We start from the raw sequence: 16682 nt of genomic DNA on the forward strand, positions 1-16682 counted from the left end.
CATCCTGGCGATCCAGGCCGGCCTTGCACACTGACCAGGACCAGCAGCGGTGCCGCCGGTTGAGCTCGTGGATTAGCGCAGCGCGCTGAAGAAGGCGCGCAGGTCGGCAGCGAGCAGGTCGGGCTCTTCCTGGGCGAAGAAGTGGCCGCCGACCCCGGGCTCGTGCCAGTGGGTGAGGTTGGCGTAGGTGCGTTCGGCGAACGACCGGGGCAGGCCGGCGTCCTCCACGCTGGCCGTGATACCGGCGGGCACGGCGACCATTGGCAGATGTGGGGCCAGGCGGTCGTCACGGTAAGGCCGGAAGGACGTGCCGATGCAGTTGGTGACCCAGTACAGCATCACGGTGGTCAGCAGCTCGTCGAAGCCGAACCGGCGGGAGATGTCGCCGCCACAGTCGCTCCAGCGCTGGTACTTCTCGATGATCCATGCGGCCAGTCCGGACGGCGAGTCGCTCAGCGCGGCCGCAAGGGTGTCGGGCCGTGTTTCCTGGAGGATTCCGTAGCCCCAGTCATCTTGGGCCTTCGCGTCGAGCATGGCGATGAACGCCTCCTCGGCTGGGCTGAGGTCGCCCCTGCGGTCCGCTGGCGGGAACTTGATGTGCTGCGAGAAGACCCCGATGACCCGATCTGCGTGGCGGGCGCCGAGCCACGTCGACACGCCGGACCCGATATCGCCACCGTAGGCGCCGAAGCGGTCGTAGCCCAAACGGGTCATCAGCTCAGCCCACACGTCCGCGACAGCCGCCTCGGTCGTCGGGCCCTCGGCGAGTGGACCGGAGAAGACGAAGCCGGGCAGGCTCGGTATGACGAGGTCGAAGTATGCGAGCCGGGGCACCAGGGGCAGCATCTCCGTGTACGTGCTGGGCCAGCCATGGGTCAGGATCAGCGCCGTGGCGTCGGGCGCCGCCGAGCGAACATGAACGAAGTGGACTGGCGTGCCTCGGACCGTGGTGACGAACTGAGGGTACCGATTGAGGGCACGCTCGACCGCACGCCAGTCGAATCCATCGAGCCAGTACCGCACCAGACCTGCCAGGTACCCAGGGTCGGTCCCGGCGGCCCACGGCTCTCCTGGGGCGGCTGGCGCGAGCCTTGTCCGCGACAGCCGAGCCCGCAGGTCGTCCAGGACGGCTTCGGGCACATCGATGTGGAAGGGCGTCATCCGATCATGATTCCATCGCAAGGAGTCGCTCGGCAGCCGCCCGAATGGGCAGGCGGGTGGCCTTTCTGCTTGTGTACAGCAACGGGGTCAGTGACCGAGTGAATCGCCGAGGCGTGCGGACACTCGGGGGACCGTCCACGGCTGGAGTGGGTCAGCCTTCCGGGTGCCCGTCGTAGACGCGGATCTTGTAGTCGGTGCTGTCGACCCGGTCGGTGAGTAGCTCCAGCTCTCGGCGTAGGACGAGCGCACCGAACCCGAGCAGCACGAGCCAGACCGCGGTGACGGCCAGCAGCGTCACCTCACCGATCGGCCGCTCGGCTTCCGTCGAGGGTGGTGCTCGCAAATGCCGCAGCGGGTCCAACACATCCGGTTCGTGAGACGCTGACCGCATGCCGTCCGCCGCCGTGATCGACCTGGACGCCACCGCCGACCCTGCCCCGCCCGGGACGAGGCGCTGGCTCCCGGCCCTGGTGGCCGTCGGCGTGCTGGCGTTCGCGGGCGGGGCCGAAGCTGCGCCACCGTTGAAGCCTCCGCTGGTCCTGCCGCCCGACGGTACCGCGGTGCACGTGCTGGGCCGGGCCGCCTCCCCGCCGACGAAATGCATCACGACCGCGACGCTCATGGCCTGTTGGAGCGGCCGGGTCTCGATCTGGAACCCGGCCGCCTGAGGAGAGAGGCAACGCTGTGCGAGCAATCCCGCTGTTCGTCGTGGCACTGGTGCTCTGCGGGTGTACTGCACCAGCCCCGCCCGCCGCCGGCCCGGCCTCGCCGGCCGGGTCGGCGGCGGTGCCGTCGTCGCCGGCCGCGTCGCCGCCGGTGCCGGCCTTCCAGCAGAGCCTGCCCGGCAGCGCCCGGCGCGAGTGCGTCGTGGTGCCCGGCGACGCCACGCTGGTGCGCTCGGGCGACTTCATCGCCGGGGACTTCGTCGAGTACCGCAGGCAATGGCATCCTGACCTCGGCCCCGACCTGGGCAAGCTGTTCTGGCTGCCGGCCAGCCCCCAGCTCAACGCCGCGCTCACCGTGACCGCGACCTCCGGCGGCCGCACCGAGACCTACAGCGCCGGCTCTCTGGCGACCAACGACGCCGGGCAGGCGATGTACCCCAGCGGCATCCCGTTGCCGGCCGCCGGAACGTGGAAGCTCGTCGCGCAGGCCGGCGACGGGTGGGGGTGCTTCGAGCTGACACTGCTCTGACCGGCGTTCGGCGCGCGACCGGGCCCATCTCAGCGGACAACACCAACGCCAGTCGGCTCCGATCCCAAATCGCGGACTACCCCTACGACGAGTACCACCGCCGGTTTGGCCGCGATGGCGCCTTGGTCGAGGTCACCGTTCTGGGCGCGGTCCCTGACATCCTCGATTTGACCGACAAGATTGAAGGCGCCATCAACTGGGCCTTCACCCTTCGCGGCCAGGCCACCGGATAGGGGTGCACTCGGCAGTTGCGAGATTCAGACCCGGGTGATCCGCACCGCGTCGGCGACCACGAGTCCGGTGCCGCTGGTCCAGCGACTCACGCCGACCTTGTTGCCCGTGCCCGCAGCCAGGGTGAAGACGCCGATCGAGACCCACCTACCGCCATTGACCCGCTGATTGACGGAGACGGACCTGCTGCCTGTGGTGGTCTCCACAAGGTATGGCGTCTGGTTGTTGTAGCCCGGGTCGGCCGGGTACCAAACTGAGATCTCATAGCTTCCGGTCGCCGGGATGGTCGACCGGAACCAGGCGACGTCGCTGGACGACACCGGACTGGTAAACCGGTAGTCGGTGCCGAACCGTTGGCCGGAGTAGGCCGACGTGCCCCATGCAGTGCTCGCGGTGAACCCGCCCGAGGCGCTGTTGTCGATGGTCGTGGTCCACTGCTGCGGCGGGGTTTGCGTGACCCTCACGTCGAGGTAGTTGCGGTCGATCTTCATCGTGACGCCACCCCACGTCTCGGTGACCTCCCCGGCGTACTGGTGCACGCGCTGCTGGTCCGCGTAGTAGGCATCGGCGCAGTAACTTCCGGCGTCCGTGTCAGCCACCCCGTTCCACCAGGCGATCCAGATCTGGTCGAGTCGCGCGTAGCTCGGGTTGTCGTATGCCTCGCAGACGTCCTTGATGCCGGACGAACCGCTGGAGTACATGCCGGCGAGGTAGCCCCGTACGTGCAACTGCTCGGTCCAACCGGACAGGAACGACAGCACGGCGGCGCGGCACGACGCGTTCGACGGGTACTGCTCGATGTCGTTGTAGATGGTGCTCGCAGTGCCGATGCCCAGTGCCTGGGCGGCATTCGCGGCGCTGTTGGCCGCGGAGACGCCTTGCGACCGGGCGGTGGTGGGATCGGCGGACATCTTCGGCGTGCGGGTGCCGCACGGTGCCTGGTAACCCAGTTCGATGGGGATCAGCCGCCATCCGTTGCTGGTCTGGTTGGCCACCCAGCTTGCGGTGAGGTTCGGCTGGGAACAGGAGCGGCTCGCCCCGCTGATGTAGATGCCGACCGCGCCGTAGGGCGAACTGGTCCGCCACGCGTTCATCGTGGTCTGTGACGGAGCGGCGCAGGTATCGAATCCCCGGCCGGTGAAGGTGCCGGGTTGCGGGCCGGTGGCCAGCGGCACCACTGCAGTCGATGCTTGTGTGGGTGTCGCGGCCACAGCAATCGACTCGGCGGGCGCCACGATTACTGCGGCAACGGTGAGACTCGCCAGCCACCCAGCAGTGACTCTCACATTGCCTCCGTCTGAAGAAATTATTGCCTGGGAACGGGCAGTGCGAAAGATTTCTACCACGAATCGATGAGTAGCAATAGAGGGCCGCCGCAGAGCCGGCGCCGAGGTCAGCTGAGGGGCGGGCCCACGTAGTTCTCGGCCAGACTGGTGGCGTACGCGCGGGAGCTGGCATGCTGCGCGAACGTGGCGACGACGACTTCTGACGCCCCGATACCGACTTGCGGGCGTTGCCCGACGAGACGGCTCTACGCCGATCGTTTGAGCCGGGACGTCCATCCCCTCGACCTCAGCCGCAGCCGGTCCGAGCGCCCGACCTTCACGCCGGACTGCAGAACACGCCGTCCAGCAGCAGGTCCACCGAACGTTCGGCTGCAACGCCGGCCTCGGTCGCGCCGTGCACCATCGCGAACAACAACGCCAGGTCGGCCGGTGTGAGGTCGGCGCGTACATGCCCGCAGGCCTGCGCGCGGCGCAGCGGCCCGGTGAGCGCGGCGATGACTCGGTGCTGGAGGCGGTTACGGCTGCCCTGCTCAAGCTTGAGGGCGAGCGGCACGAGCGAACGCATCGCAACTTGCCTGCGCAGCACCTCCAGCAGCAGCGCGCGGAACGCCGCCGGATGATCGACGGTCGCTGCGACGATCTCGAGCCGGTCGACCTGGTAGGTGACCACCGCCTCGGCGAGGGCGCGCCGGTCAGGGAAGTGTCGGTAAATGGTGGCCTGTCCCACGCCCGCCCGGCGGGCGATCTCGGGCATCGGCGGTCCCGAACGGACGCCGGTCATCAGGTCGCTCGCGGCCTGGACGATGGCGGCACGGTTACGCAGGGCGTCTCGGCGACGTGACGGCGGCGATCCGTACAGCACCAACATGCTCCTCGAAGCGGCTCATGTTACCGATCGGTAATGATGATGTCACACGATTTGGCTTGTCGGTACCAGTTTCTGCGCTGCTGGTTGCGCCCGCGCCTGCCGGACAACCCCACGCGCCCGGGGCGCCGAGGTGCCCGCAGTCGGCTGGCTGTGATGTTGGTGCCGCTCAACCCGACCGCCTCGAGGCGGTGGACGCCGACTGGGTGTCCGCACTCGACGCCGCGTTCGATGACGGCCGCCTGGCACGAGGCGCCGCGACGGTGACCACCATCCTGCGCACTGCCCACGACGCCGACGGGTTGCAGCCGCTCCGGGCAGAGCCGGCGGCTGCGTCGTCCAGTCACACCGGAGCACACACTGCTCCGGGTTGCATGCCCACGTGAGTGAGCCCTCCGGAACATGGCTCGAATCGTGGACGCCGTAGTGATAAGCCGCCCCTCTGGAGGTTCTCGGTTCTCCCGCCTACCGTCCGGTAACCGCCGCTCGCATCGATGCAGCCAAGTCCGCGGTGACACGAGAAAGGGCGCACATGTCGTTACGCACCCGCGTTTCCGCCACGCTGCTCGCCGGAACCCTCGCCAGCGTCGGCCTCGGGGCGATCCCCGCTCAGGCCGATACCTCGCGCGGCATCACCATCCCCGCCTTCTACACGCCGCCGGCCAACCTACCGGCAGCCAACGGAGGACTGATCCGCACCGAACCGCTCGCACTGGCCCTGAACCTGCCGGGTATCAACTCCAGCATGCCGGGCAGCGCCATCCGGATCATGTACAAGTCCACCGACTCCACCGGCAGCCCCGTCGCCGTCACTGGCGCCTACCTCGAACCCGCCGCACCCTGGCTGGGGGTGGGACCGAGACCGCTGGTGGTCCTCGCGCCGGGCACGATGGGCCAGGGCGACCAGTGCTCCACATCACTGGCCCTGCAGCGGGGTCTCGTCCTGGGGATCGGCAAGGAACAGAGCACCGTCTCGGTCGGCTACGAGATCCTCGCCATGTACCGGCTCCTCGCCAAGGGCATCGCGGTCGTGCAGACCGACTACGTCGGACTCGGCACGACCGACCGACTGCATACCTACGTCAACCGGATCGACAGCGGCCACGCCGTACTCGACGCCGCGCGGGCGGCCAAGGCGCTCCCGAACACCAAAATCACCGCACAGGCGCCCGTAGGCCTCTACGGCTACAGCCAGGGCGGCGGTGCAGTCGCCTCAGCAGCCGAACTCCAGGCGACCTACGCGCCCGACGTCGCACTCAAGGCCACCTACGCGGGTGCCCCGCCGGCCAACCTGGCCGACGTGACCGCCGCAATCGACGGCAGTGAACTACTGGGTGCGCTCGGTTGGTCGGTGAACGGCTTCCTGCAGGCGAAGCCGGAAATTCGCCCACTGATCGACCGGTACTTCAGCGACAACGGCCGCGCCGCGCTCCACGACATGTCAACCATGTGCGTCGGCGACGCGATCATCACGTACGCCGGAACACGCTCCTCGACCTGGACCACCAACGGCGAGTCCCTGGCCGAGATCATCGGAGCCGAACCCGTCCTGCGTGCGTTCATCAACGACCAACTCATCGGCACGCGTAAGCCCACCGGCATCGTGCGCGTCGCCACCGGTGTCAACGACAACCTCGTGCCGCACGCACAGGCACGCACGATGGCCGTCGACTGGTGCGGCCTCGGCGGCAAGGTCGTCTATGACCCGATCAACCTGCCCAAGGGCAGCAGCGCGCTGCTCAACCACTTCGGGCCTTTGCTCACCGACCAGTCCACGGCCGTGGACTGGCTTACCCACCGCCTGGCCGGCTGGCCGGCTGTCTCCAACTGCTCCATCCTGCCCCTGCTGCCGTAGCGGGGCGATCGACGCCCCAGCGCCGGAAATCCGACGCGGGGGTGCTCGACGGCCACGAACGCGAGCAGGACCATAGTCGCGGTTCTGCTCGCGTTCCGTACCGCGAGATCGTGACCGACCGAACCACGGCGGCCGGCCTGCGGAGGTGCCCGGCTGGGAGCGTGACCTGCTGCTGACGCCGCCGCGCACCAGCGCGGATGGATGGTGGTCCTGCCGACGGTGTAGGCCCACGGCGAAGAGGGACAGCGAGCCGACTGGCCAGGCCACGATGACCGCGTCCTCAGGCGAACTCGCGCGCGTGGATTCCAGCTTCTCGCGGTAGGTGGCCAACGCCGGTGTGCTGTCAGCTGTTGGTTCGTGCTCCCTTGAAAAAAGAAGTGCGGCGGGTTCGAAGCCGAACCGGCCGAACCCGCCGCTCGACGGGTGGAGGCGTCGAGAGCAGCTGGCGACCTGCGCTGCCCGCATGTGGGGGACGGCGATGCCCTGTCTGGACCGCACCGGTCGCCCGTCCACTACGGCTGGGCTCGTACAAGCCCACCTGGGTGCGCCAAGTCAATCCGGCCACCGTCGTTCCTCTCACCTCGTCCTTCCGACAACGAGCACATCGCGTAGGGGGTGTGCGCCACAAGGATCTTCACACCGCTGATACGGAGGCCGGCCGGAAATTGACGCCGCCGATACGCCAGCTTGCCGTCAGAAACCGCAAGTCCCGCAACGAATCGTGCTTGCGGAGGCTCGTGTCTGCCGATACGCGCATCCTGGCGCCGGCGCCGACCGGCTCGTATGACTGCGTAGGCCGCACCCGTAGCGTCGCAACACCGCCAGCGAGGCGAGCACGTAGGGATGCCATGTGTCCGAGCGGTGAGGATCGCCGCCGCCCGGTTCTCGTCAGTCAAGACCGATGCCGAACAGGCTTTCCCGGCGCTCAGGACCAACCGCGCCTGCGAGGTGTGCCTACCTCGGAGAAGCCGCGTGGCCGAGTGGCTGCCGTTATGGCCGTGTCAAGAATCGGCGGGTAGTCGTAACGGGTGCGTAAAAGCCGTCGACGGTGGCCGGCCAGCGGAATGAGATGGCGGAAAGTGGACCCGATGCGCGGGTCCGCACGGTCGCCGGAGGACTGCCATGGCGGTGGATCGCAGTCTGTGGGAAGCACGGGGCGCGCAGCAGACGCCGACGGGCGTCAGCGTTGCGATCGGCTGGACGGCGATGATGGCCGCGTGCCTTGCGGCGGCGGCGATGTTCTCGCGGTCGGAGATGCCAGGGCGGGTACTCGTTGTCGCTGTGGCAGCTGGTGCCTTTGCGGCGGTGGTCCCCGACCTGCGCGCCGTGGCCGCGGTTACCGGTTTGGCCATGGCCACGTTCGTCGGATTCCTGGCGAACCAATTCGGCGAGCTGACCGGGGGCGACGGTGCCTGGTCGTACGCGGTGGTGATCGGCTTCGGTGGGGTTCTCGGGATCGGCTACCGGTTCATGCGGCAGGTCCGGCAGGTGCGACGCGAGCATTCAGTACCGCTGCAGGTAGTGGCGGAATGCCCCTTGCCTGGTGGACGTGATGTGACGGTCGTACCACCGGACAACGCCTTCGACGGCCGCCGTGCGGCTTGAGGCGTTCGTCGTACCGCAGCGCCTGGCGGTTCGACGGCGCGGATCTCCTCGCCGTCCATGCAACCCGAAGCGACGGCCTCGCCGTTTCTGGCCCGACCCACCGCGCCCGCAGCCCCGTCGAGAACCAGATCCAGCCCTGAGACGGCCGGGAGACTGCCGATGTGGGCTGGCAGCCTCGCTGCCGCGACGCTGCCTCTACCTCTCGATTTCGACCCCCGCCCCTGGCCTGGGCGCCACACTTGGGCCCAACGCTGACCGCGCCGCAGCCGCTCATGACGCGACGAGAGGTCGCTCTTGGGCGACCGCTTGCCGTCGGACCTCGGCGCCTGAACACTTTCCCGCCTGATCGGCAATGTCAGGGTGAAGCGCGGACTTTGCCGAGGAGGGCCATGGCTTCGGATGCGGATTTGATTGGCCGGTCGCTGGATGGCGATGTCGACGCCTTCGTGGAGGTGGTCGAGCGTCATGAGGCCGCCGTCGGTTCGTACCTCGTTCGCCGGGCTGGACGGGATGCGGCTGAGGACCTCCTGGGCGAGGTTTGGGTTGCGGCGTTCGAGTCGCGGCGATCGTACGACCGGTCGTACAGCGATGCGCGGCCGTGGCTGTACGGGGTGGCATTGAATCGTCTGCGGCGCTACTGGCGGTCCCGGCCGGCCGAGGACCTGGTCGCGGACGTGCCGGACGTGGCTACTGGATGGGATCCGTGGTCGGCGGTGGACCTCGGCGTGGACGCCCGGGCGGTGCTCCGGTCGGCCCTGACGCGGCTCAAACCCGAAGAGCGGGAGGTCCTGAGGCTCGTCGCCTGGGAGGACCTGACCGCGGCCGACGCCGCGCGGGCACTCGGCATACCGGCCGGCACCGCGCGGCGGCTGCTGAGCCAGGCCAGGGCGGCATTGCGCGACGCCCCGGGGGTGTCCGCGCTTCTGAAGGACCGCAACAGCGCGAAGGAGAGACACCGATGACCGACGAGCTCGATCTGGTCGGTTCGTTGGGCAGCGCAGAACCACTGCGCCCGGAGGCGTATCAGCGGGCGCGGGCGGTGCTGCGGGCGGCTATGGCCGACCCCGGAACCGTGCGGCTGCTGGGCGCGATATCACCGGAGGAAACGACTATGGAGGCGACTTCAACCATGGAAACGACAACAACCACGCGGGACCACGAATCCAGCCCGGCGCTTCAGCGCCGCCGCCGGATCGGTATCGCGGGCCGATTGGGCATCGGCGCCGGGGTGGGGGTTGCCGCCGCGGCGGCAGTCGTCGCTGTGGTGCTCAACTCACCGGCGACCGGGGGCATCGAGGCCAGCAAGGATTCGTCAGCCGCCACCTCGGGCTCGACCGCCGTCGACGGCTCCGCCGAGCGCGCACCGCTGATGACCCTGGCCGGGTCCATCAAGACGGTCACCCCGGCGGCGGGCGACGCGTGGCTGGTGAAGGCGACGCAGGTCAACGGCACCAAGACCATGCAGGTCGTCTACACGCTGTACACCGACGGTCACGCGATCTATACGGGCAACAGCGTGAAGGACATCAAGCGTGCGATCGCCCGTCACCAGGACCAGATGACCGACGGCGGCTACGCTCCGCTCCTCAAGGCAGCCGTCGCCGCGGCGGACAGCAGCCCGGCCGACGGCCGGACTCAGATGCTCAAGGCAGCCAAGGATCCGCTGGTGGGCCTCGACCCCGCGGCGCAGAAGGCGGTGTGGGACAAGCAGCAGGCGGACGCCCAGGTGATCATCAAGCAGAAGGGCGGCAACGCCGAGCCGAAGCCGTACAGCCCCCAGGCCGTTCAGCGACACTTCGACAACGCCCTGTGGACGTACAGCACCCAAGCGCTGTCCGCTGGCGACGGCAACACGCAGGTCCGGTCCGGTGTGCTGCGTCTGCTGTCCACCATCTCCGCGGTCAGCGTCAAGAACTCGACCACCCACGGCAAGGCCACCCTGACGATCACCGCCGGCCCCGAGGTGTTCGGCGGCGTCAGCAGCGAGGTGCTGACCATCGACGCCACGACCGGCATGCTGGTCAAGGACGTCTCCACCGTGCCGGGCCTCCCCACGGCCTCCACGACGTACGAATCCTCCCGCGTGACAAAGGCCGACCTGTAGGCCGGGAACTCCCACCCACCAGCATTGCGGCAGACGGGGCGTAACGCGCCCGGCGTTCGATAACGGTGCGGGCCGCCCAGAGGCGGCCCGCACCGTCGTCTTGTGTTCGCGCGGCCCGCGGCTGGTAGCCGGTCCGGTCAGCGCGGCAGCGAGCGCAGCGCCTCCACCACGGCGTCGGGTGCCCGCAGCGGCACGAAGTGGTCGGCGCCGGGTATTCGCACAAGGCGGCAGCCGGGAATGCGCCGCGCGGCCTCGACGCAGGTCGGGACGAACGACCGGCGTTCGAGATCGCCGAGCAGCAGCACGCAGGGAGTAGCAACGTCCTCCAGTCGGGACCACGCGTCGCCGTCATCGACGAAGGTATCGCCCCAGTTGAGCCAGAACCGGACCGCCGAACGCAGCAGATCGACGACGAGCGGGTCGCGGCCGGCCCGGGCCCACCGGGCGACACCCTGCTCGACGAAGGTCTCTGGGTCGACGCTGTCCGGCTCGTCGTCGGGATCGTGCGAGGGCGGGGCGCCGGAGATGCCGGGGCATGCCAGCACCATCCCGCGAACCCGATCCGGCTCGGCGAGGGCGAGGTCGAGCGCGGTACCGCCGCCCATGCTGCAACCGACGAACAATGCCGGCCCGACGCCGAGCAGGTCAAGAACCCGACGCAGGTCGTCCACCCGGGAGAATTGCCCGGCCGGCGGCGCGGAGCGGCCGAAGCCCCGCGTGTCGTACCGGATCAGCCGGTGTTGCCCGGCGAGTCGCTCCCAGACGGGGTTCCAGATGCGAGAGTCGCCCACGCCTGGGTGCAGTAGCACGACCGGCGGCAGGCCGCCCCCGGTGTCCTCGGCCCAGACGGAGCCGTCCCTCACATTGATCAACTGCCCCATGGCGACGAGCCTCCCACACGGGGCGGCGCCCAGGCGTGGGGATATCGACTCGAGAGTCACACGCCCAGTGATCGATAACAGAAAGATGCCTCCGGTGTTTGGTGCTGCGACCAAGCAAGCCACGCCGTGACCTCGACGCTGCCGGCCTGACTCAAGAAACACGCCTTAGGCGGACCCGACGGCGTCATCGCTGGCGCTCCCGCGGGTGGTCGTGGCTCGTGGCTGTTCGCCGGATCGCCGTGACCACGGTCGCCCGGGCCCGCAGCCGGTGGGTGCCTGCCCGCTCTGAGTGCTGAGTAGCGCCGAGAGTCAGCGTCCCCGTGGGTGTTGCCGCACTCACGGGAACAGACACGCCCGACCGCGAAGTGTCGGCCCGGCGGCTCAGGCCGGGCTGAACTGGATGAGGACCGATGCGGTCGGCAGCTCGTCCGGAGCGGGTGGCGCCTCGGTGCGCCAGGCCAGCCGTACGCTCCATCGGCGGCCCGGCGGAAGGCGGTACGCGTCGGTGATGCCGCCGGCCGTGCCGCTGGAGAACCCGAGGATGCCCGACTCGAAGACCACCTCGAGGACGTCGCTGCGGTCCCAGCCGGCCGGATCGAAGTCGGCCGGCCCGTCCCAGGTCTCCAGCCGGGTGTCGCTACCCAGCACCACGGCGTCGTCGATGTTCTCGACCACCACGTAGCCCGGCGTCGAGCTGACCCATTGATCGAGTTCGTGCGGCGGGGGCGGCACGTTGCGCCGGTCGTTGCTGTCGTCGATCATCGCGAACAGTCGATAGTCAACATCGACGTACAGCTCGGTGCGCTCGACCAGCGCCGCCATGCTGACCCCTTCCCCGCTCGGTCGACTACGAGAGTAGCGATCTCCCGCCGACCGTGAATGCCTGCTTACTTACTCACCCTTGCATCGGCAGGTGCCGTTGGCTGAACTACTCCTGCCACCAGCTGTCCAACGGGGGAGTTGCGCTGATGCGACGATGTTCCTGCCTGTCACAATCCTGATGTCGATGCTCGTGGGCCTGATCAAGGCGATGGGATGCTGCGGTCCACCGTGCGTCCCGACCTTTTAATCCTGGCCTCAGGTTGATCGGGGACCATGAGCGGCAAAAGCATCGACTGGAAGGGGGCGCGTCGGCGTGCGGATCATGATCGCGGATGATGACGCGGCCATCCGTGAGTCGCTGGAGCGGGTTCTCCAGGTCGAGGGTTACGACACCAGCACCGTCGCCAACGGTCTCGCCGTGCTCGACGGGGTCGGTGGGGCCGGCGGTGACACGCTGGATCTGCTGATCCTCGACGTGATGATGCCCCGCCTCGGCGGGTTGGAGACCTGCCGGCGGTTGCGGGCGGCGGGTCGGGATCTGCCGGTGCTGATGCTGACCGCTCGTGACCAGGTCTCGGACCGGGTCGCAGGGCTGGACGCGGGCGCCGACGACTACCTTCCCAAGCCGTTCGCCACCGAGGAGTTGCTGGCCCGGGTGCGGGCCTTGCTGCGCCGGCGAACCTCGGGCGACGGGGAGTCGCAGGTCCTGTCGTTCGCCGACGTCCGGCTCGATCCCGACAGATTCGAGGCGTGGCGTGGCGGGCGGCCGCTGCGCCTGACCCGGACCGAGTTCTCCCTCCTGGAGGTCCTCGTGCGTAACGCGACCCGGGTGTTGACCCGCGACGCGCTGTTCGAGGCGATCTGGGGCTTCGACATGAGCGCCACCGCCAACAACCTCCAGGTGTATGTGAGCTACCTGCGCCGCAAGATGGAGGCCGAGGGTGAGCCGCGATTGATCTACACGCTGCGCGGCCTGGGATACACGTTGCGGGAGAATCCTCCGTGAGCAGGCCGGCAGGCCGGGAACCGCGCCGGCTGACCCGATGGTGGCGGCGGCGGTCGCTGCGGACCAGGCTGACGGTGATCGCGGCGACGGCCATCGCGGTCAGCGTGTTCATGGCCTTCCAGGTGGCCAGCGAGCTGCTGGACTGGGAGCTGCGGGACACCGCCGAGGATCAGCTGCGCGCCGACTCCCGCGTCCTGGCGACGGACGCGACGCGCGCCGGTCTGGCCCAGGTCCAGCTACCGCCGTATCCCGGATCCGGTCGACTGGTGCGGGTCATCCTGCCCGACGGTTCGACCCGGACGCCGGCCGGCCAACCCGCGCTGCCCCCGGTCAGCGAGCACGCCGGGCGCGTGGCGCAGGGCGCGTCGGCCGACCTGATGGAGTCGAACGACATCGACGAGGACGGCTACCTCATCTACACGCTGCGGGCGGGCGACGGCGCGGTCCAGGTGGCCCGCGTCGCCAACGACAGCCCGATCAACCGGTTCGGGTTCGGCATGCTGCTGATCGGGCTGCTCTGCGTGGTCGGCGGCGCCCTTGTCGGACGGACCGTGGCGCGGGCCGGGCTGGCACCGATCGACCGGCTGACCGCCGCCGCGGTACGCGTCGCGCACACCCAGGACCTCGACGCCGACATCCCGGATGAAGGCGGCGGGGAGATCCGGCGGCTGATCCAGTCGATCAACGACATGCTCGCCGCGCTCCGGGACTCCCGGCGGGCCCAGCGGCTGCTCGCCGAAGACGCCGCCCACGAGCTCAAAACCCCGCTCACCAGCCTGCGCCTCAACGTCGAACTGCTGATCCGGCTCGATCGGCGCGGCACCCTGGACAGCGCGCTGCCGGCGGAGAGCCGGACCCGGCTGCTCAACGACCTCGGTGCCCAGGTAGCCGAGTTGAGCACCCTCGCCGCCGAACTGACCGACCTGGCGCGCGGTGACGTCACCGACGAGAGCACCGACCTCCTCGACCTCGCCGACGTGGTGGTGGCCGCCGCGACCCGGGCGCGTTCCCGCGTGCCCGACATCGAGGTCGCGCTCGACGTCACCTCCGTGTGGGTGAGCGGGCGTCCCGCTGCGCTCCAACGGGCGGTGCTCAACCTCATCGACAACGCCGGCAAGTGGTCCCCCGCGGACCAGCCGGTCCAGGTTCGGCTCCGTGCCGAGGGCGCGACGGCGGTGCTCGAGGTCGACGACGCCGGGCCGGGCATCGACGCCGCCGACGTACCGCGGGTGTTCGACCGGTTCTACCGTGCCGACAGCGCCCGGGCGTTGCCAGGATCCGGTCTGGGGCTGTCGATCGTGCAGCGGGTCGCCGGCGCCCACGGCGGCCGGGCCACCGTCGCCCGCTCCGCACGCGGTGGCGCGCTGCTTCGGGTCGACCTTCCCGCCGCGGCCCCGCCCGGTCGAATCACGCGGCCCACAGCCGGGTCATGAAAAAGATCCGGGACGGGCCTGAGGCTCCGTCCCGGATCTCGCCCGTGCCGCCGCGCTCACCGTTGCAGCGCGGGGTCCTCGTCGTCGGCGAGCGACTGTCGCCCGTCCGGCGGCTCCACCGGTCGGGACAGCCGGCTCGGCCACCACATCCGCCGGCCGATCAGCAGGGTGAGGGCGGGCACCAGGATCGATCGCACCAGCAGGGCGTCGAGCAGCACGCCGAAGGCGACCAGGAACCCGACCTCGATCAGCATCACCAGCGGAAGTGAGACGAGGACCGCGAACGTGGCCGCCAGGACCAGGCCTGCCGAGGTGATGACGCCACCGGTGGCGGAGAGGGCTTTGAGCATGCCCTCTCTGGTGCCGAGACGCACGGCCTCCTCCCGGGCACGGCTGGCCAGGAAGATGTTGTAGTCGACGCCGAGCGCCACCAGGAACAGGAATGCCAGCAGCGGCACCGAATAGTCGATGCCCTTGAACCCGAGGATCGTGTCGAAGACGAACACGCTCCCGCCGAAGGCTGCGGCGAATGAGACGACCACGGTGGCCATCAGGATCAACGGGGCGACGACCGCGCGCAGCAGCAGCCCGAGCACGATCAGGACGACGGCGAGCACCAGCGGGATCACCAGCTTCTCGTCGCGGCTGGTGGTCACCTCGGTGTCGAGGTTCTCCGCACTGGGCCCGCCGACGATCGCCTCCGCCCCGCTCACCGCGTGCACGGCGGTGCGTACCCGCTTGATCGTGTCGTACTCTGCGACGGTGTCCGGCGCGTCCGTCGGGAACACGGAGATGTCGGCCCAGCCACCCTTGGTCTGACCCGGGATGGCCATGGCCACACCGCTGGTGCCCTTGACGATGTCGAGCACCCCCTCCTGGTACGCCGGCCGCGTGAAGATCGTCATCGGCTGGCCGCCGAGCTCCGGGAAGTGCTGGCGGAGAACGGTGAAGCCGGTGACCGACTCCGGCGCGGACAGGAACTGGTCCTGCTCCCGCAGGGCGCCGGTGTTGCCCGCCAGCCCGACGGCGAGCACGCCGAGGACTCCGAGCGAGCCGAGCGTCGCCACCCACCGGCGGCGGCTGATGGCGGTGCCAAGCCGTCCCCACAGCCCCGGCTTCTGCTCCACGGTCGTGCTGAACCGCGGGATGGCCGGCCAGAAGATCCGCCTGCCAAGCGCCACGAGCACCGCCGGGAACAGCGTCAACATGGCCACCAGCGCGCACAGAATGCCGGCCGCACCGATCGGGCCCAACCCGCTGGTGCTGTTCAGGTCCGCGACGAGCAGGCAGAGCAGGCCGGCGACCACGGTGGCCGCGGACGCGACGATCGCCGGCGCCGCGCCGCGCAACGCGTGGACCATCGCAACCCGGACGTTCTCGTGGTGGTGCAGTGCCTCCCGATATCGAGCGATGAGCAACAGCGCGTAGTCCGTGCCAACGCCGAATACCAGGATCGTCAGCAGCGCCGAGTTCTGGTCGTTGACCACGATGCCGAAGCCTTTGACGAGCAGGTAGACGGTTGCCATCGCGGTCAGTGCGGCCGCGCTCACGACCACCAGCGGGATCAACCACAACACCGGGCTGCGGTAGGTGAGGATGAGTAGGAGCGTTACGACGACGACGGTGGTGAGGAAGACCTGCAGGTCGATGCCGTCGAAGACGGCGTCCATGTCGCCGTCGACCGCGGCCGGGCCGGTCACGTCGAGTTCCAGGCCGGCGGGGCGGTCCTTCGCGGCGTCACGCAACGGCCCGACGATGGCCTCCGGTGCGCCGTAGGTCGTGCTCACGTCGAGGGTGAACATCATCGCCTTGCCGTTGGTGGAGAGTCTCGTCGGTGGGCCCTCGTCATCCTCGCCGGCCGGGGCCGCCACCTTCGGCGGGTACCGCTTGGCAAGGGTGTTGTAGTGGCGCTCGGCCGTCGCGCGGTCGGCGGCGGTCATGCCGCCGGCGCGGTGGTACACGAATACGAACGTGTTGTCCTCACCGCCCGGGAGACTGTCCTCCAGCACCGCCACCTTGGTGGACTCGGCACCGGCCGGCAGGGTGTCCACGGCTCTGTCGGTAGTGACCGAGCTCAGCTTTCCGCTCAACGGCACCATGACCGCCGCCAGCGCCACCCACAGGCCGATCACCAACCACGGCACCCACCGACCGGCCAACCGACCGGCCGGCGCTTCCCCGGACGGCGCTGCGTTGACTGCCATCACTAGCCTCCTACAGACGGGTCACATCGCTTATC

Annotated in this window: 15 protein-coding genes; 8 read left to right on the plus strand and 7 right to left on the minus strand. The window is 69.3% G+C overall.

Going from position 1 to position 16682, the window contains the following annotated elements:
• Positions 1-72: 72 nt before the first annotated feature.
• Both ACFYP0_RS29850 and ACFYP0_RS29855 read right to left on the minus strand, forming a co-directional pair.
• Positions 73-1161: an epoxide hydrolase family protein gene (locus tag ACFYP0_RS29850; RefSeq protein ID WP_386998333.1), complete on the minus strand. Its 1089-nt coding sequence runs from the start codon at positions 1159-1161 to the stop codon at positions 73-75.
• Positions 1162-1312: 151 nt separating this feature from the next.
• Entirely contained in the window at positions 1313-1552 is a 240-nt protein-coding gene (locus ACFYP0_RS29855) for a hypothetical protein (RefSeq protein WP_124858728.1), read from the minus strand.
• Here ACFYP0_RS29855 and ACFYP0_RS29860 point away from each other — a divergent pair.
• Both ACFYP0_RS29860 and ACFYP0_RS29865 read left to right on the plus strand, forming a co-directional pair.
• Positions 1551-1829 carry a hypothetical protein gene (locus ACFYP0_RS29860; protein ID WP_386998334.1) on the plus strand — a complete coding sequence of 93 codons (279 nt, stop codon included), beginning with the start codon at positions 1551-1553 and terminating at the stop codon, positions 1827-1829. The two genes, ACFYP0_RS29855 and ACFYP0_RS29860, sit on opposite strands and share 2 nt — an antisense overlap.
• Positions 1830-1845: 16 nt before the next feature.
• Positions 1846-2355 carry a hypothetical protein gene (locus ACFYP0_RS29865; RefSeq protein WP_124858726.1) on the plus strand — a complete coding sequence of 170 codons (510 nt, stop codon included), beginning with the start codon at positions 1846-1848 and terminating at the stop codon, positions 2353-2355.
• Positions 2356-2612: 257 nt separating this feature from the next.
• On the opposite strand, the gene ACFYP0_RS29870 is transcribed toward ACFYP0_RS29865, so the two are convergent.
• Both ACFYP0_RS29870 and ACFYP0_RS29875 read right to left on the minus strand, forming a co-directional pair.
• Positions 2613-3761 carry a glycoside hydrolase domain-containing protein gene (locus ACFYP0_RS29870; protein WP_356979796.1) on the minus strand — a complete coding sequence of 383 codons (1149 nt, stop codon included), beginning with the start codon at positions 3759-3761 and terminating at the stop codon, positions 2613-2615.
• Positions 3762-4188: 427 nt separating this feature from the next.
• Complete coding sequence (locus ACFYP0_RS29875; RefSeq protein ID WP_357009615.1) at positions 4189-4740, minus strand: TetR/AcrR family transcriptional regulator; 552 nt, start codon at positions 4738-4740, stop codon at positions 4189-4191.
• Positions 4741-5269: 529 nt separating this feature from the next.
• On the opposite strand from ACFYP0_RS29875, the gene ACFYP0_RS29880 reads away from it, so the two are divergent.
• The 4 genes from ACFYP0_RS29880 (at position 5270) to ACFYP0_RS29895 (ending at position 10301) form a co-directional block, all read left to right on the plus strand.
• Entirely contained in the window at positions 5270-6592 is a 1323-nt protein-coding gene (locus ACFYP0_RS29880; protein ID WP_356979792.1) for a lipase family protein, read from the plus strand.
• 1122 nt (positions 6593-7714) lie between these two features.
• Complete coding sequence (locus ACFYP0_RS29885; RefSeq protein ID WP_124858722.1) at positions 7715-8197, plus strand: hypothetical protein; 483 nt, start codon at positions 7715-7717, stop codon at positions 8195-8197.
• Positions 8198-8586: 389 nt separating this feature from the next.
• Positions 8587-9159 carry an RNA polymerase sigma factor gene (locus ACFYP0_RS29890; protein ID WP_124858721.1) on the plus strand — a complete coding sequence of 191 codons (573 nt, stop codon included), beginning with the start codon at positions 8587-8589 and terminating at the stop codon, positions 9157-9159.
• Positions 9156-10301, plus strand: a complete 1146-nt coding sequence (locus tag ACFYP0_RS29895; protein WP_386998335.1) for a hypothetical protein — start codon at positions 9156-9158, stop codon at positions 10299-10301. The genes ACFYP0_RS29890 and ACFYP0_RS29895 overlap by 4 nt, the downstream gene beginning before the upstream one ends.
• 137 nt (positions 10302-10438) lie before the next feature.
• Here ACFYP0_RS29895 and ACFYP0_RS29900 read toward each other — a convergent pair whose 3' ends face one another.
• Together ACFYP0_RS29900 and ACFYP0_RS29905 are read right to left on the minus strand one after the other, a co-directional pair.
• Entirely contained in the window at positions 10439-11182 is a 744-nt protein-coding gene (locus ACFYP0_RS29900; protein ID WP_124858719.1) for an alpha/beta fold hydrolase, read from the minus strand.
• A gap of 381 nt (positions 11183-11563) precedes the next feature.
• Complete coding sequence (locus ACFYP0_RS29905) at positions 11564-12004, minus strand: hypothetical protein (RefSeq protein WP_124858718.1); 441 nt, start codon at positions 12002-12004, stop codon at positions 11564-11566.
• A gap of 322 nt (positions 12005-12326) precedes the next feature.
• Between ACFYP0_RS29905 and ACFYP0_RS29910 the strand changes: the two genes are divergently transcribed.
• Both ACFYP0_RS29910 and ACFYP0_RS29915 read left to right on the plus strand, forming a co-directional pair.
• On the plus strand, positions 12327-13010 hold the full coding sequence (locus ACFYP0_RS29910; protein ID WP_386998336.1) for a response regulator transcription factor: 684 nt from the start codon (positions 12327-12329) through the stop codon (positions 13008-13010).
• Complete coding sequence (locus tag ACFYP0_RS29915; protein WP_386998337.1) at positions 13007-14443, plus strand: HAMP domain-containing sensor histidine kinase; 1437 nt, start codon at positions 13007-13009, stop codon at positions 14441-14443. The genes ACFYP0_RS29910 and ACFYP0_RS29915 overlap by 4 nt, the downstream gene beginning before the upstream one ends.
• Positions 14444-14499: 56 nt before the next feature.
• Here ACFYP0_RS29915 and ACFYP0_RS29920 read toward each other — a convergent pair whose 3' ends face one another.
• Complete coding sequence (locus ACFYP0_RS29920; protein ID WP_386998338.1) at positions 14500-16647, minus strand: MMPL family transporter; 2148 nt, start codon at positions 16645-16647, stop codon at positions 14500-14502.
• Between the last annotated feature and the right edge of the window lie 35 nt (positions 16648-16682).

Source organism: Micromonospora arida, assembly GCF_042873195.1.
Classification (GTDB): Bacteria; Actinomycetota; Actinomycetes; order Mycobacteriales; family Micromonosporaceae; genus Micromonospora; species Micromonospora arida.

What these genes read in the sequence shown, in the direction of transcription:
- ACFYP0_RS29885 (WP_124858722.1), top strand. Translation starts at nt 7,715, where the DNA reads ATGGCGGTGGATCGCAGTCTGTGGGAAGCACGGGGCGCGCAGCAGACG.
- ACFYP0_RS29900 (WP_124858719.1), bottom strand. Translation starts at nt 11,182, where the DNA reads ATGGGGCAGTTGATCAATGTGAGGGACGGCTCCGTCTGGGCCGAGGAC.
- ACFYP0_RS29920 (WP_386998338.1), bottom strand. Translation starts at nt 16,647, where the DNA reads ATGGCAGTCAACGCAGCGCCGTCCGGGGAAGCGCCGGCCGGTCGGTTG.
- ACFYP0_RS29855 (WP_124858728.1), bottom strand. Translation starts at nt 1,552, where the DNA reads ATGCGGTCAGCGTCTCACGAACCGGATGTGTTGGACCCGCTGCGGCAT.
- ACFYP0_RS29890 (WP_124858721.1), top strand. Translation starts at nt 8,587, where the DNA reads ATGGCTTCGGATGCGGATTTGATTGGCCGGTCGCTGGATGGCGATGTC.
- ACFYP0_RS29850 (WP_386998333.1), bottom strand. Translation starts at nt 1,161, where the DNA reads ATGACGCCCTTCCACATCGATGTGCCCGAAGCCGTCCTGGACGACCTG.
- ACFYP0_RS29905 (WP_124858718.1), bottom strand. Translation starts at nt 12,004, where the DNA reads ATGGCGGCGCTGGTCGAGCGCACCGAGCTGTACGTCGATGTTGACTAT.
- ACFYP0_RS29875 (WP_357009615.1), bottom strand. Translation starts at nt 4,740, where the DNA reads ATGTTGGTGCTGTACGGATCGCCGCCGTCACGTCGCCGAGACGCCCTG.
- ACFYP0_RS29860 (WP_386998334.1), top strand. Translation starts at nt 1,551, where the DNA reads ATGCCGTCCGCCGCCGTGATCGACCTGGACGCCACCGCCGACCCTGCC.
- ACFYP0_RS29880 (WP_356979792.1), top strand. Translation starts at nt 5,270, where the DNA reads ATGTCGTTACGCACCCGCGTTTCCGCCACGCTGCTCGCCGGAACCCTC.
- ACFYP0_RS29895 (WP_386998335.1), top strand. Translation starts at nt 9,156, where the DNA reads ATGACCGACGAGCTCGATCTGGTCGGTTCGTTGGGCAGCGCAGAACCA.
- ACFYP0_RS29910 (WP_386998336.1), top strand. Translation starts at nt 12,327, where the DNA reads ATGATCGCGGATGATGACGCGGCCATCCGTGAGTCGCTGGAGCGGGTT.